At 63.2% G+C, this 18,120-nt stretch carries 15 protein-coding genes; 9 read left to right on the top strand and 6 right to left on the bottom strand.

The window, feature by feature from the left end:
- Nucleotide 1 precedes the first annotated feature (1 nt).
- A complete protein-coding gene (locus BRADO_RS02605) occupies nucleotides 2-694 on the top strand; it encodes a DUF1345 domain-containing protein (protein WP_011923762.1) in 693 nt (230 codons plus the stop codon).
- Here BRADO_RS02605 and BRADO_RS02600 read toward each other — a convergent pair whose 3' ends face one another.
- Nucleotides 695-2,611: a caspase family protein gene (locus BRADO_RS02600; protein ID WP_011923761.1), complete on the bottom strand. Its 1,917-nt coding sequence runs from the start codon at nucleotides 2,609-2,611 to the stop codon at nucleotides 695-697.
- Between the two features lie 221 nt (nucleotides 2,612-2,832).
- Here BRADO_RS02600 and BRADO_RS02595 point away from each other — a divergent pair, with 221 nt between their 5' ends.
- From BRADO_RS02595 to BRADO_RS02580, 4 genes are all read left to right on the top strand, one after another.
- Nucleotides 2,833-3,207: a nuclear transport factor 2 family protein gene (locus BRADO_RS02595; RefSeq protein ID WP_011923760.1), complete on the top strand. Its 375-nt coding sequence runs from the start codon at nucleotides 2,833-2,835 to the stop codon at nucleotides 3,205-3,207.
- Nucleotides 3,208-3,237: 30 nt separating this feature from the next.
- Entirely contained in the window at nucleotides 3,238-4,845 is a 1,608-nt protein-coding gene (locus BRADO_RS02590; protein WP_011923759.1) for a Na+/H+ antiporter, read from the top strand.
- 949 nt (nucleotides 4,846-5,794) lie between these two features.
- Entirely contained in the window at nucleotides 5,795-6,004 is a 210-nt protein-coding gene (locus tag BRADO_RS02585; protein ID WP_157872501.1) for a hypothetical protein, read from the top strand.
- A complete protein-coding gene (locus BRADO_RS02580; RefSeq protein ID WP_011923758.1) occupies nucleotides 6,001-6,288 on the top strand; it encodes a type II toxin-antitoxin system RelE/ParE family toxin in 288 nt (95 codons plus the stop codon). The genes BRADO_RS02585 and BRADO_RS02580 overlap by 4 nt, the downstream gene beginning before the upstream one ends.
- A gap of 34 nt (nucleotides 6,289-6,322) precedes the next feature.
- Here BRADO_RS02580 and BRADO_RS02575 read toward each other — a convergent pair whose 3' ends face one another.
- The gene (locus tag BRADO_RS02575; RefSeq protein WP_011923757.1) at nucleotides 6,323-6,835 is read right to left on the bottom strand and encodes a GNAT family N-acetyltransferase; all 513 of its coding nucleotides are present in this window, start codon (nucleotides 6,833-6,835) and stop codon (nucleotides 6,323-6,325) included.
- A 356-nt stretch (nucleotides 6,836-7,191) separates the two neighbouring features.
- Between BRADO_RS02575 and BRADO_RS34885 the strand changes: the two genes are divergently transcribed.
- Complete coding sequence (locus tag BRADO_RS34885; protein WP_011923756.1) at nucleotides 7,192-9,795, top strand: NB-ARC domain-containing protein; 2,604 nt, start codon at nucleotides 7,192-7,194, stop codon at nucleotides 9,793-9,795.
- 124 nt (nucleotides 9,796-9,919) lie between these two features.
- Here the strand turns inward: BRADO_RS34885 and ispG are convergent, their stop codons facing one another.
- From ispG to BRADO_RS02555, 3 genes are all read right to left on the bottom strand, one after another.
- Nucleotides 9,920-11,221 carry a flavodoxin-dependent (E)-4-hydroxy-3-methylbut-2-enyl-diphosphate synthase gene (gene ispG / locus BRADO_RS02565; RefSeq protein WP_011923755.1) on the bottom strand — a complete coding sequence of 434 codons (1,302 nt, stop codon included), beginning with the start codon at nucleotides 11,219-11,221 and terminating at the stop codon, nucleotides 9,920-9,922.
- 13 nt (nucleotides 11,222-11,234) lie between these two features.
- Nucleotides 11,235-12,188 (bottom strand): DMT family transporter, encoded by a 954-nt coding sequence (locus BRADO_RS02560; protein WP_011923754.1) that lies wholly within the window; start codon nucleotides 12,186-12,188, stop codon nucleotides 11,235-11,237.
- A gap of 316 nt (nucleotides 12,189-12,504) precedes the next feature.
- On the bottom strand, nucleotides 12,505-13,032 hold the full coding sequence (locus BRADO_RS02555) for a Fur family transcriptional regulator (protein WP_011923753.1): 528 nt from the start codon (nucleotides 13,030-13,032) through the stop codon (nucleotides 12,505-12,507).
- Nucleotides 13,033-13,211: 179 nt separating this feature from the next.
- Here BRADO_RS02555 and BRADO_RS02550 point away from each other — a divergent pair, with 179 nt between their 5' ends.
- The 3 genes from BRADO_RS02550 to BRADO_RS02540 are packed head-to-tail and all read left to right on the top strand — an operon-like array spanning nucleotide 13,212 to nucleotide 16,402.
- The gene (locus BRADO_RS02550; RefSeq protein ID WP_011923752.1) at nucleotides 13,212-13,691 is read left to right on the top strand and encodes a MarR family winged helix-turn-helix transcriptional regulator; all 480 of its coding nucleotides are present in this window, start codon (nucleotides 13,212-13,214) and stop codon (nucleotides 13,689-13,691) included.
- Nucleotides 13,684-14,841, top strand: a complete 1,158-nt coding sequence (locus BRADO_RS02545; RefSeq protein ID WP_011923751.1) for an HlyD family secretion protein — start codon at nucleotides 13,684-13,686, stop codon at nucleotides 14,839-14,841. Before BRADO_RS02550 ends, BRADO_RS02545 begins: the two co-directional genes overlap by 8 nt.
- Nucleotides 14,842-14,845: 4 nt before the next feature.
- Nucleotides 14,846-16,402 carry a DHA2 family efflux MFS transporter permease subunit gene (locus BRADO_RS02540; RefSeq protein WP_041756032.1) on the top strand — a complete coding sequence of 519 codons (1,557 nt, stop codon included), beginning with the start codon at nucleotides 14,846-14,848 and terminating at the stop codon, nucleotides 16,400-16,402.
- Between the two features lie 799 nt (nucleotides 16,403-17,201).
- On the opposite strand, the gene BRADO_RS02535 is transcribed toward BRADO_RS02540, so the two are convergent.
- Nucleotides 17,202-18,095 carry a dioxygenase gene (locus BRADO_RS02535; RefSeq protein WP_041757284.1) on the bottom strand — a complete coding sequence of 298 codons (894 nt, stop codon included), beginning with the start codon at nucleotides 18,093-18,095 and terminating at the stop codon, nucleotides 17,202-17,204.
- Between the last annotated feature and the right edge of the window lie 25 nt (nucleotides 18,096-18,120).

The raw sequence follows: 18,120 nt of genomic DNA, 5'->3' as shown, positions 1-18,120 counted from the left end.
GTTGACGGGACTTCATCCGGACGATCCGGTGCTCGCGCGCTTCGCGCGCCTGCCGCGTGGCTTGCGCATCATCTATGCGCGTCCACGCACCTTCATGTCGCTCGGCATCGCCGCCATCGCGTTCTTTCTGCTTCCGCCGGCCCTGCGGCTGATCACTCGGCTCCTGATCAGCTGGGACATCTTCACCACGATCTACCTCGTGCTGGTCGCGGTGATGATGCTGCGCAGCGAGCATCATCACATCCGGCGCAAGGCGGTCATGCAGGATGACGGCCGCTTCGTGATCCTCATGGTCACCGCGCTCGGCGCCTTCGCCAGCATCGCCGCGATCGTGTTCGAGCTCGGCGCCTCCAAGCGCGACGCCCCAGCGCTGACATTGGCGCTGCTCACCGTCTCGCTGTCCTGGGCGGCGGTCCATGCGACCTTCGCGCTGCACTACGCCCATGACTACTATCGCGGCGCCAAGCCCGGCGGCCTGCAATTCCCGAGCGGCGACAAGGACGAGCACGCCGACTACTGGGACTTCGTCTACTTCTCCTTCATCATCGGCATGACCGCGCAGGTCTCCGACGTCGGCATCACCGACAAGATCATCCGCCGCACAGCGACCGTTCACGGCATCATCTCGTTCGTCTACAACACCGCCCTCGTCGCGCTGATGGTCAATATCGCCGCCAGCGCGATCTCGTCCTGATCAATTGCAAACCTCGACATGGGCGTTGCCGTAGCGGTTGCCGCCGCCGCGGAAGTCCAGCCGGCAGCCCGGCCTGACAGGACGGCAAATATAGGAGTCGCAATAGATCTGGCCCGACGACGGCTTGGGCCGCGCCTCCGCCTGCGGCTTGGGGGCGCCTATGGTCGGCGCCATCCCGACGCCCAGGCCGACGCCGCCGACACCGATGCCGACCCCGACGCCAACGTTGGGAGCCGGCATCGCCAGACCCGGCTCGGGAACCGCGCGGGTGCGGCGGCGCGGCGCCGCGTCCTCGTCGTCGCTGCTGTCGCGCTTGGCGACCGGCTTCTTGTCGCGGCGCTTTTCGCACTCGTTGTCATCGTTCAGGAACGAGCCCTCGGCGCAGACGATGCGGGTGCAGCGATCGCCATCGGATTTCGTGCCGTGCGGACAGACCAGCGGGCAGACGCGGGCCTGTTTCAGCTGGATCGCCTGCAGCGCGTCGGCCGACGCGGCCTGGGTGTCGAGCTTGGTGCCGGCGTAGCGGTTGAACTGCGACAGCGAGCGGCGCGACGCCGAGCCCCAATCGCCGTCGGCCTCGTCGGTCAGGCAGCCGACGCGCCGCAGCTCGAGTTGCACCGACTTGGTGAGATCCGCGGGCTGGGACGCCGGCGTCAGCGAGGCGACCTGCGGCCCCTGCTGCGGGACTGCGGCCGGTGAGGTCGCCGCGCGCGGATTGTCGGCTGCCGCGAGCTGCTGCTCCTGTCGCTTGCGTTCGGCCTCCGCCGCCTGCTGCTGAGCCAGCTGATTGGCCCGCTCGGCCGCGAGACGCGCCTGCTCGGCCGCCTTGGCCTCGGCTTCCGCCTTGGCCAGCGTATCCTTGCGCGCGCCTTCGGACGCCAGCCGCGCCCGCTCGGCTTCCGTGACCCGTGCCTTCTCGGCCGCCGCGGCGCGGTTCTCCTCGGCCGTCAGCTTCTCCAGCTGCAGCTTGGCGAGGCTGGCATAGAATCCGTCGGGATATTGCGCCAGGAAAGCGTTCAGCGCGCCCTTGTTGCCGACCTGCATGGCGAGCTCATAGTCGCGGCGGATATCGGCCTGCGGATTGGCGGGCGGCGGCGTCACCGGCATCTGGGTGACGACGCGCGGCACGCCAGGCACGAGCGGCACGTCCTCGCCGCCGAGCGAGCCGTACACGAACGGCTCCTGCCGATTGCTGGTCGACTTCAGCACCTCGTCGCGGACGAAGCCGAACGCCTTGCGGACATCGAGGCCGGGTGTCGCGATATGGCGCGACAGCGCCATGGTGAACGGCGAGTTATTGCCGTCGCCATCCTGGGCCGTTGAACCGGCCTTGGCTGAATAGGCGATCAGCGTGTTCGGGCTGGTCGGCTCGACCTTGGCAAGACCGCGGCCGAGGCTGCGGGTCGCCACCGTCCGCTGCATGTTGCGGGTGAAGGGATTGTCGCGGCAGGCGTCGAGAATGACGAGCCGCAGCTTCTTGGCCGGCTCGACGGCGACCAGGATGCGGTCGAGCGACAGCGTCTCGTCATAGACGTCGGTGTCGCGCTCCAGCCTGGCATCGATCGGAATGAGATAGTTCGAGCCTTCGACCTCCATGCCGTGGCCGGCATAATAGACCACGGCGATATCGGCATCGCGGGCCGCGTCGGCAAAATCGCGCAGCGCCCGCCGGGTCTCGCGCGCGGTGAGATCGCGCCGGTAGTCGACGACATCGAACCCGGCATTCTTGAACGTCTGAGTCATCACCGCGCCGTCATTGGCGGGGTTGGCCAGCTGCGGCACGTTCTGATAGGCGGAATTGCCGATGACGAGCGCCACCCGTTTGTCGGCGAGCGCGGGGTGGCCGACCAGCAGGAGCGCGGCCGCGAGCAGAAACCCGCCCCATCGGAAACCACGCAATCGGAGTGACCAACACATCGCATTTACCCCACAGCCTGGGAGATCTTCAAGGCTCTGCCTATCAGGCCCAGCCCTTCCGGCTTGTGATCGGAATCACGCAAGCCTTTATCCCCGGAACATCCGCATCCGGCCAGTCTATTTCTGTCGACCCAGCATCGGTTGCAGTTCATGGCTTGCCAAGCCCGGTTTTGCATCGAAAATGCGATCCTTGTTTGTCCCGGGGTGCCCAGGAGTTGACCATGAGCGCAGACCGTTCCACCGTTGAATCCGTCGTGCAGGGCTATTTCGATGCGCTCTACGAAGGAGATGCCGACAAGCTCGGCGCGGTGTTCCATCCCAGTGCCGATCTGCGCTGGGTCGAGAATGGCGAACTCAAGGTCCTGACCGTACCGGACTGGCTCGCCTGGGTGCGCAAACGCCCCTCCGCCAAGGGCGAAGGCAAGCCGCGCGAGGATTTCATCGTCACCATCGACCGCTCCGACGACAAGACCGCCTTCATCAAGGTGCGCTGCCAGCTGCCGCCGCGCTACTTCACGGATTATCTCGTCGCGATGAAGCTCAAGGACGGTTGGCAGATCGTGTCCAAGTCCTACCGCTACGATCTCCGGGACTGAGCCGGGCGCCGCGTCGCCAGGCCATCGTCGATGGAAGCTCATTTTCAAATTTTCCTGATCCTGCTGGCGGTGCTGGCGGGAACCGCCCTGATTGCCCGGCGCGCCAATCTGGCGCCGGCGATCCTCTTGATGCTCGCCGGCATTGCGCTGGCCTTCGTGCCGACGATGCCGGCGTTCGCGCTGCCGCCGGAGCTGGTGCTGCTCGTCGTTCTGCCGCCGCTGATCTACTCTTCCAGCGTCGCGATGAGCTGGCGCGAGTTCAAACGCAATCTGCGGCCGATCGTGCTGCTCGCGGTCGGCTGCGTGATCTTCACGGCCTCGATGGTGGCCGTCGCCACGCATGTCCTGCTCGGCTTGCCGTGGAGTCTCGGCTTCCTGCTCGGCGCGATCGTGGCGCCGCCGGATGTGGTCGCGCCGCTCGCCATCGCCCGCCGGCTGCATCTGCCGCGCCGGGTGATGGTGATCCTCGAAGGCGAGGGTCTCGCCAACGATGCGACGGCGCTGATCCTTTATCGCTTCGCGGTGGCTGCGATCACCACCGGAACGTTCTCGCTTCCGGTTGCCGCCGGCGAGTTCGCCGCGATCGTGATCGGGGAGATCGCCTTCGGCATCGGCGTCGGCTGGCTGATGCTTCGTGCCCGGCATTACTCCGACGACACCCGCGTCGAGATCACGCTGTCGCTGCTGACGCCCTATCTGGCCTATTGGATACCCGAGCATCTCGGCGGCTCCGGCGTGATCGCCACGGTCGCCTGCGGCCTCTACATGAGCTGGAACGGACCGTTGTGGATCTCGTCGGCGACGCGTTTGCAGGGCGTATTCTTCTGGGACCTCGTTGTCTACCTGATCGAGGGCATGCTGTTTCTGCTGACCGGCTTCCAGATGCGGCTGATCTACGAGAAGTCGAAAGTGTTCCCGCTCGACGAGATCATGATCGCCACCGCGCTGGTGGTCGCCATCGTGGTGATCGCGCGTTTCGCCTGGACGTTCCCGGCGACCATTCTGCCGCGCGTGCTGAGCCGGTCCCTGCGCGCCAGGGATCCCTTGCCGCCCTGGCAGCAGACCTTCATCATCGGCTTCACCGGCGTGCGCGGCACGGTCTCGCTGGCCACCGCGCTGGCGCTGCCGCTGACCTTGTCGACCGGCGATCCCTTTCCCTATCGCGACGAGATCCTGTTCATCGCCTTCGGCGTAATCTTCTTCACGCTGATCGGCCTTGGCCTCACGCTTCCGCTCGTGGTGCGCTGGCTCGGCGTCAGCCGCGCCGGACGTGCCGAGCACGTGCGCGAGCACGAGCAGGAGATCGCAGCGCGGCGCGAGGTGCTCGATCGCGCGCTGCAATCGCTGGAGACGATGACCAATGACCGCGAGCTGTCCGACGAGGTAGTCCGGCTGCTGCGCGCGCGCCACGAGGTACGTGCAAATCAGCTGCCGGAGAGGCTCAATCCCGACGAGTACGACGCCTCCGCGCTCGGCATCGAGCTGACGCGCGAGCTGATCGGCGTCGAACGCAAGACCATTCACGCCATGCTCCGCGACGGCCAGATCACCGACGAAACCCGCCGCCGCATCGAGCGCGATCTGGACCTGGAAGAGGCGAGCCTCGCCAACCGGGAATATGGGCAATTGCCGTTATAGTGGTGAGTTGAGTGGGCACAGCTCGCTCCACCGTCATTGCGAGCGCAGCGAAGCAATCCAGAATGGTGGGCGGGACTCTGGATTGCTTCGCTGCGCTCGCAATGACGTGGATGGAGCCGGGTACACTTACGTCGAGTGAGTTTGGAGACGCAGTTCATCATCCTCGCGCCCGCGTTTCGCGTCCGAGCATTGATCCTCATCTCGCCCTCCCCAATCAGAGGGCGCAGGGAAGGCCGGGCCCCGACTGGGGCCCGTGGCCCGCCTGCGGAAGAAAATGCAGGCGGCAGGTACCACAGGTTCAGCCGGACAAGACCCGGCCCTCCCTGCGCAATGGTTTTAACGGCTGCTTCGCATTCTCCCCGGGGACCGGGCTTTCTTGCCCCCGTCACTGGCAATCATCAGCCAGCTTGGCATCAGCGCCGGGATGTCAGGACCATGCGACTTGACCGTCCGCGCCATGACGTTCGTCCGCGCGCCCGAAGGCCCGCTGCGCCACGCCGCGTCCACCGCATCCCACCTCCACGTTCGTGACGACCGCGAAGCGCCCCTCTTCAGTGAGGCGGGACGGGCGGAAGGATCGATCTGATTTGCCCGACGACACAAGGCTGGCGAGGTGCGACATGGTAACGCACGGGCAACTTGTGTTTCGCAGGCGCCGGCCACACCCTCCGCCGTCATCCCGGCCTTGAGCCGGGATCCATACTCACCAGCGGGTGTGATGACAAAGAAAGCCGCTCCAGCCTGCCTGATAACTAATGACGGTGGCTATGGGTCCCGGCTCAAAGCCGGGACGACCCCGTTGGGGTGGCGAGATCTCGCCAAACATGCTGCTACTGTTCAGCCGCGCTCTCGGCCCTGTTGCAAAATAGTCCAATCGATCACTCACGGAACTGATGCGCGATCCTCCGTCATCTGCTATTATCAGCCTATGACCCGAGAAGCTCTCGAAGTGCTGCTGGAGCGTGTTGCGACTTGGCCGGAGCAGGCTCAGGCCGAGTTCGTGCGATCCTTGGAAGACATCGAGACGCGTCACATCGGTCCGTATCGCCTCAGCGATGAGGAGCGCAAGGCTGTGCAACGCGGATTGCAAGAGATGCGAGAACGAAAGCTCGCCGATGATGCCGCGGTAGCCGCCATCTTCGACCGCTATCGGGCATGAGAGTCCGCTGGTCTCAGTCGTCGCTGACAGAGATCGGGGACATCTTCTCTTACATTCACGAGCGCAGTCCAACGGCGGCAGCTTCGGTTGTCGCTCGTATTGATCGACTGACATCCAGTCTCGCGACCTTTCCCTGGGCTGGCCATGTCACCGACGATCCAAACGTTCGGGTCGTGTCGGTCGTGCGTTATCCCTTCCGGATCTTCTATGCTATCGATCAGGCGGCCGACGAGGTTGTTATCTTGCACGTCCGACATACCGCTCAGGACGAGCCACTTGAGTAACAGCCGCGCCTCTTTGCGCAGCCAACCACCCGTCTCAGCGCTCGATCATCCAGCGCGTCACGGCCTGGTGATAGTTCATCGGGCCGGGCACCGTCTTGTAGGTCTTCAGATAGCGGAAGCCGGCCTTTTGCAGCGCGCGGTTGGGCGCGGTGTTGTAGGCGTTCGGCTCGCAGAACAGCTGCTTGAGCTGCAGGCGGTCGAAATACAGATCGATGCTGCGACGGACGCATTCGGTGCCGAGGCCGCGGCCGCGCAGCTCCGGCTCGGTCACGTGCAGATGCATGTGCGCGCGGCTGCCGTAGACGATACGGTCGCAGCTGGAGAAGCCGATCGGGCGGCCGTCCAGGCGCCAGTTCACGAGCAGTGCGGCTCGCTCGGTGAACGGCGTGTCGTAGAGCGTCTTGAACAGCCCGGCCCACACCGGCTTGGCCGGCATGCGCGTGGGGTCGATACCCATCAGGTCGAGTTGCTCGATGCTGGACGAATAGAAGTAGTCTATGACCAGCGAGGTCTCGGCGAGAGTCATTTCACTGACATCGAGGTTCATCGCGGCATCCTGTTCAGCAGACCTCAAGGTGCTGATCATGCGGGCAGCAGTGGGGCGGCGGCGCGAAGACCGATCAAATGAATTTGGACAAGCAAGCCAGCATAGCGAATTGTCGAAGCACCACGCATCGGAAGCAGCCACTGCGTATATGGTCCACAAGTGCAGCGCACCAATCGTCCGAGCGGCGGAAGGACGATAGACAATTCATCCAAGCTAGGTGCTTAGATGGCAGGGATCGGGAATTAACAACGACCGCTCCCAGGCCTCAATAGGCATACCTCAAAAGTTTTAATTAACCGACCTTCATCTTGTGATAGAATTATTGGCCGAAGAACTTCATCGGCTCACTTTCAGGCATGAAATATATGGCTTTTGCTCCAATCGACAGGGTCGTTTCACGCATCAACACTAACAGCGATTCCGATTTCTCCCTATTCATGGAACTTCTGTATGCCGGCGAGCTCATCGTAAAGTTGACGACGGCTGCCTTCGTTGCCTGCATTGAGGATGATCGAGAAAAACACAGATATCAACTTTGCCACGCGCTTGTGCGGGCAGACGGAATTGGAGAATGGGCAAGTAAGCTAGAGGAGATTCTAGTCGGTCCGCCTGCTCAACACTTAGCACAAGAGCTGGTTACTGATAGACGCGTATTTATGGAGCGGCTCGGCGCCGGTACTTGGCAATACGAAGCTTTAGATCGATTAAACTCAGTTCTGGCAGGAGTACACGCCGCGCAACCAACCGGAGATAAGATAAGCCTCCGTACCTGGTTCTCACGGTTTGCTGAACTCCGGAACAAAACCCGCGGCCATGGAGCGATTACTCCGGCAACTTGCGCAAGGCTAGTTCCCGCGCTCAAGTCCTCGATCGAGCTACTTATCGACAACAATCCCATCTTTCGTCGCCCTTGGGCATATTTGCACAGGAATCTTTCGGGAAAATACAACGTAGTGCCGATCGGCGGAGATGCCACCGCCTTTCGATCCCTGACCACAAACGCAGCTCTAGGAACGAGTCTCCCAGACGGGGTCTACATTTCGGCGGGCAAGCTGCGCCCTGTCGAGCTACTTCACTCCGACCTGAGTTTGTCAGACTTCTATTTGCCGAACGGAGCTTTCAAAGGAAAGTCTTACGAGCTCCACTCCGTGATCACTGACAGCCGCCTCTCGGGTAACGCTCAACCTTACTTGGCTGTTGCAAATAATCGACCTCCCAGCGAGACCGAGGGACAGCGAGAGCTTGACGTAGTTGGAAACGTGTTCACCAATCTGCCGACTGTTCCGAGCGGCTATGTACGACGGCCACGCTTGGAGGCAGAAGCGAGCAAGATCATCAGCAACGATCGCCATCCGATTGTCACCTTGGTTGGACGAGGAGGCATCGGGAAAACATCACTTGTGCTCGCCGTCCTTCATGAGATCACCTCCACAACGCGATATCAAGCAATTGTATGGTTCAGCGCAAGAGACATTGACTTGACAACGGAAGGACCGAAGGTCGTTCAACCCAGAGTGATGGCGGAGAAAGATATTGCCGCTGAGTATCTTGCACTAGTAGGGGAGGATCAGAGCGAAACTTCAAAAAAGACCTCGGCAGTAAGCAGGATGTCTGAGCACATGCGTTCGTGCCCCATCGGACCAACACTGTTCGTTTTCGATAATTTTGAGACAGTTCGAAATCCCGTTGATCTATTCCAATGGATTGATACGAATATCCGATTGCCGAACAAAGTTCTCATCACTAGCCGATTCCGCGAATTTAAAGCAGACTTCCCGATTGAGGTCTTGGGCATGGAGCCTCAGGAAGCTGAGAATCTTATTGATCAATTAGCGATAAAACTTGGTATCAGTCACATCATCTCCTCGAAACAACGGGATCAGATAATCGAGGAGTCGGGCGGACACCCTTACATAATAAAGATTGTCTTAGGAGAGATCGCAAATACTCATTCGTTCAGCAAACCGAGCGCAATGATGGTGCGCAAAGATGAGATATTAGAGGCGCTGTTTGAACGTACTTACGCCAATCTATCGCCTCTCGCCGCCCACACGTTCTTGACCCTTAGCGCATGGCGATCACTGGTACCCCAGCTTGCGCTCGAAGCGGTATTGCTGAGGCACCATCATCGAGAAGGCGTTGACCCCGAACAGGCGATTGAAGAGCTTGTTCGAATGTCTTTAGTTGACCGCACACGAGCAGCGGATAATACGAGCTTTTTAGGGATCCCGCTGGCGGCGGCGCTGTTTGGAGTCAAGAAACTCAATGTTCATCCTCATCGACAGCTAATCGAGAGCGACACGCGCTTCCTACAGGATATTGGAGCCACAGTAACAACTGGGCTGAAGGAAGGAATTGCTCCGCGCATAGAGGCTCTCTTCAAAAAAGTTGCTAAGCGTATCAGTGATGGAAGCGTCTCCTTCGAAGAAATGCGTCCGATACTTGAATACGTGGCACGAAGCTATCACCCGGCTTGGTTGTTGCTTGCTCAAATCAATCGAGAGTCTGAGGGCGAAAAAGGTGTCGAGGCGACTGCAAACTATCTTCGCCGATTTCTCGAGAAAAACCCTTCGGCGGAGGACTCTCAACAAGCGTGGCAACAGCTTATTGCTATATACAGGGCCACTGGGAACGTCATTGGCGGTTGCAATGCATTTCTTCGCGCTGCTGAAATAAAGGATCCGCCGCTTCACCAAATTGCAAGCATGGCTCATTGGCTCAATAGCGAGCGCGAGATAATTGATCAGATGTCGGTGGTAGAGCGAGGCGACCTGTTTAAACCCATTGCGAAACTGCTAGAATCCTATTTGCCAGTCGCTTCAGCAACTGATCTCTCCCGGCTTGCTTGGCTACACTTGCACGCCGGAGACGACGGGCGTGCGCTAGAAGTCGCTCAACTCGGCCTAAAGCGAGAGCCTGAGAATCGATTTTGCCAAGGCTTGGTCGATAGACTTCAATAATCCCTCCGACCTTCGTGGAAGCGTATCGATGCGCGATGTGCCGTGCTAGCCAGCTAGATTTACTCGCGGACATTCTTCACAGACGCACTCCTTGCGTCTGCGAAAAAACTCCCTTCGACCGCCCTTACTCCGCGGCGGTCACGCTCTCCGGCGCCTTGGCGCCGCTGCCGTAGCGCTGGTCGATGTAGTCGATGACCAGGGCCTTGAAGTCGGCGGCGATGGTGGGGCCGCGCAAGGTGCGGAACTTCTTGCCGTCGACGAACACGGGGGCGGCCGGGGCTTCGCCGGTGCCGGGAAGCGAGATGCCGATATTGGCGTGTTTGGATTCGCCGGGGCCGTTGACGATGCAGCCCATGACCGCGACGTTGAGCGCCTCGACGCCGGGATATTTGATCTTCCAGGTCGGCATCTCGTCGCGGATGAAATCCTGGATCGAGCGCGCCAGCTCCTGGAACGTGGTCGAGGTGGTGCGGCCGCAGCCCGGGCAGGCCGCGACCAGCGGCACGAAGGTGCGGAAGCCCATGGTCTGCAGCAGTTCCTGCGCGACCTGCACCTCGAGGGTGCGGTCGCCGCCGGGCTCGGGGGTCAGCGAGATGCGGATGGTGTCGCCGATGCCCTGCTGCAGGAGGATGCCGAGCGCGGCCGAGGAGGCGACGATGCCCTTCGAGCCCATGCCGGCCTCGGTGAGGCCGAGATGGATGGCGTAGTCGGAGCGCGCGGCGAGATCCTGGTACACCGCGATCAGGTCCTGCACCGCCGAGACCTTGGCGGAGAGGATGATGCGGTCCTTTGGCATGCCGAGCTCTTGGGCGCGCTCGGCCGAGTGCAGCGCCGACTGCACCATCGCCTCGCGCATCACGGCCCGCGCATTACGCGGGTTCGCGGACGCCGCGTTCTCGTCCATCAGCTTCGACAGCAGCTCCTGGTCGAGCGAGCCCCAGTTGGCGCCGATGCGCACCGGCTTGCCGTATTTGTTGGCGAGCTCGATGATGGTCGAGAACTGAGTGTCGCGCTTGTCCTTGAAGCCGACATTGCCGGGATTGATGCGGTACTTCGCCAGCGCCTCGGCGCAGGCCGGGTATTCAGTCAGCAGCTTGTGGCCGATGTAGTGGAAGTCGCCGATCAGGGGCGTGGTGATGCCGCGCTTGTCGAGCTGCTCGCGGATGTGCGGGACGGCGGCCGCCGCCTCGTCGCGATCGACCGTGATGCGGACCATCTCCGACCCGGCGCGCGCCAGCGCTGCGACCTGGGCCACCGTCGAGTCGACATCGGCGGTGTCAGTGTTGGTCATGGACTGGACCACGATCGGCGCCCCGCCGCCCACGGCGACGTTGCCGACCATGACTTTGGTGGTCTGATGCCGGGGAGCGGGTCCGGCGACATCGGACGCTAGAGAGTTCTCGGTCACTGTCTCGGGCTTGTTCATGGGCGCTCGGATATCAGGTTTTGGTGACGGTCAGCAATGGATCAGTCGCGGCGGCGACCGCGCGGTTCGGGCGGTTTACGAGAAAAAGCCCAATGATCACAAGCACGGCGGCGAGGCCAAAGGCCAGCGTCAGGGCGTCATGCAGGATGAAATAGCTCGCCACCACGCCGAATAAAGGGGTGATGAAGGTAAATGCCGACAATTTGCTGGCAGAATAGGCCTTGATCAGCGCGAACCAGATCGTGAAGGTCGTGCCCACGACCCAGATCGCCTGATAGGCGAGCAGCCCAAGCACGAACGGACTGGGAACATGGGTCAGCCGCTCGCCGGCGATCAGCGCGGCCGCCGCCATGATCGGGACGGAGACCGCGACCTGGTATCCCAATGCCCGCTCGGGCGCGATGAGGCGCATCCGGGTGCCTTTGATGAAGACGGTGGTGACGCCCCACAGCAGTCCGCCGCCGACCACCAGGAGGTCGCCGAGCAGGACGCGGCTGTCGACATTGGCCTGGGGGATGCCGATCGCCAGCGCCACGCCGGTGAAGCTCATGGCGAGTCCGCCCCATTGCGCCGGGCCGAGCCGCTCGCCGAGGAAGCGGAACGAGCCGAGCGCCACGAAGAACGGCGCGGTGTAGAGGAAGACCACCGCGCGCGAGGCCGAGGTCAAGAGCAGGCCCTGATAGATCAGCACGAACTCGAAGCCGAACAGCGCGCCCGCGATCAGGCCGAGCCACAGCGTGCCGTCGCGCTCGAACATCCTCACGCCGCGCAGTTGCGCGAACACCAGCAGCACCGGCAGCGCGCCGGCCGAGCGGAACGTCGCCTGCAGCATCGGCGGCACTTCGGGCAGCGCCAGCTTGATCGCGATCTGGTTGAACGCCCAGGACAGGCAGAGCACGAGCGTGATGGCAATGGCGCCCGGGCCGAGCGGCCGGGTGGCGGCGGATGAATGAGAGATTGCGGACACGAGGATTTGGGCTCCCTGGCGAGTTCTTGTTTTTGACCGCGGGGACTGCATCCGCGCGATTTCGCCTGATGGAGATCAGGCGGACTAATGGCAACAGCGGCGGTCCCCGCCTCTCCCCGCGCGCGGGGAGAGGTTAAATTGCATCGAAGATGCAATCCGGGTGAGGGGGTTCTCCGGACGGTCGGTGCCCGTGGCTGCCCCTCACCCCAACCCTCTCCCCGTGAAGAACGGGGAGAGGGAGCGCACCGTCGTTGCGGCGATAGCTCGAATACGACGATCAGTTAGGCGTGTACACCTTCCGGCGCAGTGACGGATCTCACGCGGCTTTCTGGCAATGCGCACAGAGACCGGTGATCTCGACCACCGACATCTTCGGCGTGAAGCCCGAGGCGGCGGCGGCGCTCTTCAGGCTCTCTGCGATCGGCGCTGCCGGAACCTCGCCGACGGCGCCACAGCTTTCACAGATCAGAAACGCAACGAGCGCGGTCTGCTCGTGGTCATGGGCGCAGGCGAGGAAGGCGTTGCGGCTTTCGATGCGGTGCACCAGGCCGTTGGCCATCAGGAACTCGAGCGCGCGATACACCGTGATCGGCGCCGGCCGTGCGCCGGCCTTCGTGCTGGCCTTCGTGCTGGCCTTCGTGCTCGCCTTGGCGAGTTCCTCGATGATCTCATAGGCGCCGAGCGGCCTGTGGCTCGACAGCAGCGCCTCCAGCACCTGGCGGCGCTGCGGCGTGAACTTCTGGCCGCGCTGGGCGCAGACGCGCTCGGCATGGTCGAGGGCATCGGCCGCGCAGCGGCCGTGATCGTGGTCCGGCGCGGGAAAGGTGGGTCTGGCGAGGGTCATTGCCGGACAATCTAGCATTTCGAGACCGGCTCGCCAAAGGTCGCGGCGCAGCCATGCATTCCGGACGGACCGGGTACGCAATCAAGGGTCGTGAAAAATTCATAAGCTTGCTTATCATATACGCGACTTATTGCAGCCGAAGCTTAATTCCTCTCCTCCGTTCCCGAATCGAGACCGCCATGACCCGCACGTCCGCGGACGTGAACTTCCTGTTTACGCTGGCCGAGCTGCAGCGCCTGATGCGCGCCTATGCCGACAAGGAGGCCGCGCGCTTCGGCATGACCCGCGCGCAATGGGCCGTGCTGGCCAAGGTCGAGCGCAACGAGGGGATGAAGCAGTCCGAGTTGGCCGACCAGTTGGAGATGCAGCCGATCACCTTGACGCGGCTGATCGACAAGCTCGCCGATGCCGGACTGATCGAGCGCCGCGGCGACGACACCGACCGCCGCGTCAACCGGCTCTATCTGAAGAAAGCCGCGCGCCCGCTGCTCGCCAAGCTGGCGGTGCTGCGCGGCGAGCTGACCGACACCGCCCTTCAGGGCATCAGCCCGGCCGAGGCCGAGCGGCTGATGACCCATCTCGAAGCCATCAAAGAAAATGTGAGAAACGCCCTGCAGTCCCTGTGTGACGAGCAGCGAAAGGAGCAGCGCTATGGCTGAGCCCGCCCTGAAACTCGCCCCTGAACAGAAGGCCAGCCCGGATGCGGCGCCGCCGGCGGCTGCCGCCGCAAAGCCGGCGCGTCCCGGCTTCCTGCGTCGCTATCGCCGCACGCTGCTGCTCGTGGTGCTCCCGCTCGTCGCCGCGATCGGCGGCTTCGTGCTGTATCTCAATGGCGGCCGCTACGTGACCACCGACGACGCCTATGTCGGCGCGCAGAAGGTGCTCATCACGCCCGACATCTCCGGCAAGATCATCAAGGTCCTCGTCAAGGAGGGCCAGCAGGTCGAGAAGGGCGACGAGCTGTTCGAGATCGACGCGGTGCCCTATCGGCTCGCGGTCGACCAGGCCAAGGCGGCGCTGGCGCAGGCGCGCACCGCCTACGACAACCTCACTGCCAACATCAAGATCTACGGCCAGATGCTCGACCTCGCCAATCAGGGCATCGACCTGAAGCAGAAGGACGTCGAGCGCAAGCAGACGCTCGCCAAGAACAATTTCGGCTCGCAGCTCGATCTCGACAACGCCGCCAACGCGCTGGTGACGGCCGGCGCCCAGGCGCAGTTCATCAAGCAGCAGCTCTCCAACGCCAAGACCCAGCTGCTCGGCAATCCCGACCTGCCGCTGGAGGAGTTCCCGCCCTACGTCCAGGCCAAGGCCAAGCTCGAGGACGCGCAGCGCGATCTCGACCACACGACGCTGCGCGCGCCGATGCCGGGCATCGCCACGCAGGTCGACCAGATCCAGCTGGGACGCTTCGTCGCCGCGGGCACGCCGGTGTTCTCGGTGATCGACATCAGCAATCCCTGGGTCGACGCCAATCCGAAGGAGAGCGACTTCACCTATGTCGCGGTCGGCCAGCCGGTCGAGCTCGACGTCGACGCGTTCCCGAACCACCGCTTCAAGGGCACGGTCAGTTCGCTGTCGCCGGGCACCGGCGCGCAGTTCGCGATCCTGCCGCCGCAGAACGCCACCGGCAATTTCGTCAAGGTGGTGCAGCGCGTGCCGGTGCGGATCGCGTTCGACAAGACCGACAAGTTCGTCGCCAGGCTGAAGGCCGGCATGAGCGTCAACGTGTCGATCGACACCGGCCATGAGCGCACGCTCGCCGGCCTGTTCGGATCGGCGCACGCGGCCGGCAAGGACGAGTAGCGCCATGACCGCGCCGGCAGCCTCATCAGCGGTTCCGGGATTCCGCCGCAACATGGTGACGATCTGCGCCATGACGGCGACGATCATGCAGGCGCTCGACACCACCATCGCCAATGTCGCCCTGCCCTACATGCAGGGCACGCTGTCGGCCTCGACCGACCAGATCAACTGGGTGCTGACGTCCTACATCGTGGCCGCGGCGATCATGACCGCGCCGGTGGGCTGGATCGCCAACCGTTTCGGCCGCAAGCGCACCTTCATCATCTGCTCGGCGGGCTTCACCCTTGCGTCCGTGATGTGCGGCCTGGCGCAGGACATCACGCAGATGGTGCTGTTCCGCCTGCTGCAGGGCGTGTTCGGCGCATCGCTGGTGCCGCTGTCGCAGGCCGTGATGCTCGACTCCTACGCCCTGCACGAACGCGCCAAGGCGATGGCGATCTGGGGCATGGGCGTGATGCTCGGCCCGATCATGGGGCCGTCGCTGGGCGCGTGGCTGACCGAGACCTATTCCTGGCACTGGGTGTTCTTCGTCAACCTGCCGTTCGGCGCGGTCACCGTGCTCGGGCTCATGGCGTTCATGGAGGAGACCAAGCCGAACACCGCGCTGACCTTCGACTGGTTCGGCTTCATGGCGCTCGCCATCGGCATCGGCTCGCTGCAGATCGCGCTCGACCGCGGCGAGGACCAGGGCTGGCTCGAGAGCAACGAGATCATCATCGAGTTCATCGTCGCGGCGATCGGCTTCTACTACTTCCTGGCGCATTCGCTGACCACCAAGCGGCCGTTCATCCAGTTCGCGCTGTTCAAGGACCGCAATTTCGTCGGCGGCTGCGTGTTCATGACGGTGATGGGCCTGGTGCTGTTCTCGACCATGGCGCTGTCCTCGCCTTACCTGCAGAACGTCATCGGCTATCCGATCATCACCGCCGGCGTGCTGCTGGCCACCCGCGGCTGCGGCACCTTCGTGGCGATGATGCTGGTCGGGCGGCTCTTGCGCACCATCGAGGCACGCACGCTGATCATCGTCGGGCTGTCGCTGACGGCGCTGTCGCTGTTCCAGATGACCGGCTGGACCGACCAGACCGGCGTGCCCGAGATCGTCACCATCAGCATCATGCAGGGCTTCGGCTTCGGCCTGGTATTCGTGCCGCTCTCGACCGTGGCGTTCCTCACGCTGCCGGGCGCGCTGCGCACCGACGGAACCTCGATGCTGACCCTGGTGCGCAATGTCGCCAGCTCGATCGGTATTTCCATTGCCATCGCGCAGCTCACGGAAGGAACGCGGCGGAACCACGCCATCCTGGTCGAGCACATCAATCCGTTCAATCATGCTCTGCAGATGCCGAACGTGGCGGGCCTGCTGAACCTCTCCACCGATGCCGGCCGCGCGATGGCCGACGCCATGGTCATGGTGCAGGCGCAGATCCTCGCGTTCTCGCACGACTACCAGCTGGTGATGACGTTCATCCTGGTGTCGATCCCGCTCGCTGTGATGATCGGCTCGACGCGAAAGGCGCTGCGCCAGCAGTCCGCGCCGGCCGACCACGCGGTGATGGAGTAGTTAACCCAGGATGAATGTTCCCGGCGCGGAAAATACGTGTGCTATTCGGACGCAGTGCGGCGGGAGTAGCAAAAGAGTGACCGTGACGTGATGGATTTGTAACTTCAATCCGGCGCGTTTCCGGCTATCTTCTGAATACCTCACTCGGTGCTCTGCGTAAGAGTTGCGCGCAGGGACTGCACCTCATGAGCGCCCCACTCGTGATGTGCCGGGCGGGGGCGGTGGCTCCTCCAGCGCCGCCCCCAGCCCCCGGGGATTTTCCCGTCGGCGCGGTGGATCTATCCGCTTCATCCCCATCGCCCGGCTCCCCGCTTCTGCCCAATATGACGTTCGTCGTTCGTCGGGCGACCGCGGCAACATCCGCCTGCCTCAAGATGGATTACGCGGTATGGGTCCCGGCTCAAGGCGGGACGACGAAGGGGGTGGGGCTGGCATCAAGCGCAAAGTTGGCGGTGGCGCGGCTCACTCCCAGCCGTCTTCCCGGACAAGCCCGGCAACGCGATAGCGTTGGCGGGCGCAGATCCGGGACCCATACCGCGTGATCCGTCTTGAGGCAGGCTGGATGTCGAACCTGTCGAGCATCACACATCCGCTGGTGGTTATGGGTCCCGGCATTCGCCAGGACGACAGCGGAGAATGACGCGCCATCGCGGCTACCACACCGGATCTTCGCCCGGCTTGAAGCCGGACTGCACCAGGATCTCGTCGATCAGGGGCTTAAGCGCATACATGCGCAGGAGCTCGCCGGCGAGGCCCTCGCCGAAGCCGACATTGCCGCCGCCCGTACCGTTGCGAAGCGCTACTTGATCGGCGCCCTTGGCAACACGGTGTCACCGGACTCCATGCGGTAGACGTGGTCGAGCGAGTACCAGGCCGCGGTGACGTCGGGCTCGGTCGGATGCGGCTCGTCGTGGCGAATGAAGTTGCCGAGCAGCGCTTTCGTCACGCCGAACTGGACGTCGCTGTCGATGTGCGGGTCGTTGGGGTCGTAGACCTGCGAGATCAGGACCCTGTAGCCCGGCTTGACGATCAGCGCATGCAGATGCGCGGGACGATAGGGATGGCGGCCCTGCGCCTTCAGGAGACGGCCGACGACGCCGTCGGTCGGGATGGGATAGCCGACCATCATCACCGAGCGAAACCAGAATCGGCCGTCTTCGTCGGTGGTGAACTTGCCGCGCAGGTTCATGTCGGCCTGGTCGGGATCCTGGTTTTCGTAGTAGCCGACCGGAGACGCGTGCCAGACGTCGACCTCGGCGCCGGCCACCGGCGCTCCGTTCGGATCGACCACGTGCCCTTGCACGAACAGCGCAGGGCCCGGCGTGGCCGAGCGCAGGATCGAGCCGCCGTTTTCCGTGCGCGGGGAGTTCAGCCGCCAGAACGGGCCGAGCAGCGATTGCGCCGTCTCGGTGTTGCCGCCGTCGCCATTGTTGAGCAGGCAGACCAGCGGCGAGACGCCGAGCGAGCCGGCCATCAGCACGACTTCGTTGTGCGTGTCGTTGGTGCGCTGTCCGAGCTCGGCGATGAGCGCGGCCGCCTCGCGGAATTCGGCCTCGGTGAGACGGACATCGCGGACGAAGCCGTGCAGGTGCCTGATCAGCGACACCATGATCTCGCGCAGCCGCGGGTTGGAGGTCTGCTCCATCACGGCCAGCACGGCTGACGTGACGTCCTGTTCGCGGGAGATTGTCATGGCGCGGTCCTTCGGCATACTCCGT

This window comes from Bradyrhizobium sp. ORS 278 (assembly GCF_000026145.1).
Lineage (GTDB): Bacteria > Pseudomonadota > Alphaproteobacteria > Rhizobiales > Xanthobacteraceae > Bradyrhizobium.
The sequence above is the reverse complement of the archived record's forward strand: the minus strand, read 5'-3'. Positions and strand labels throughout refer to the sequence as shown.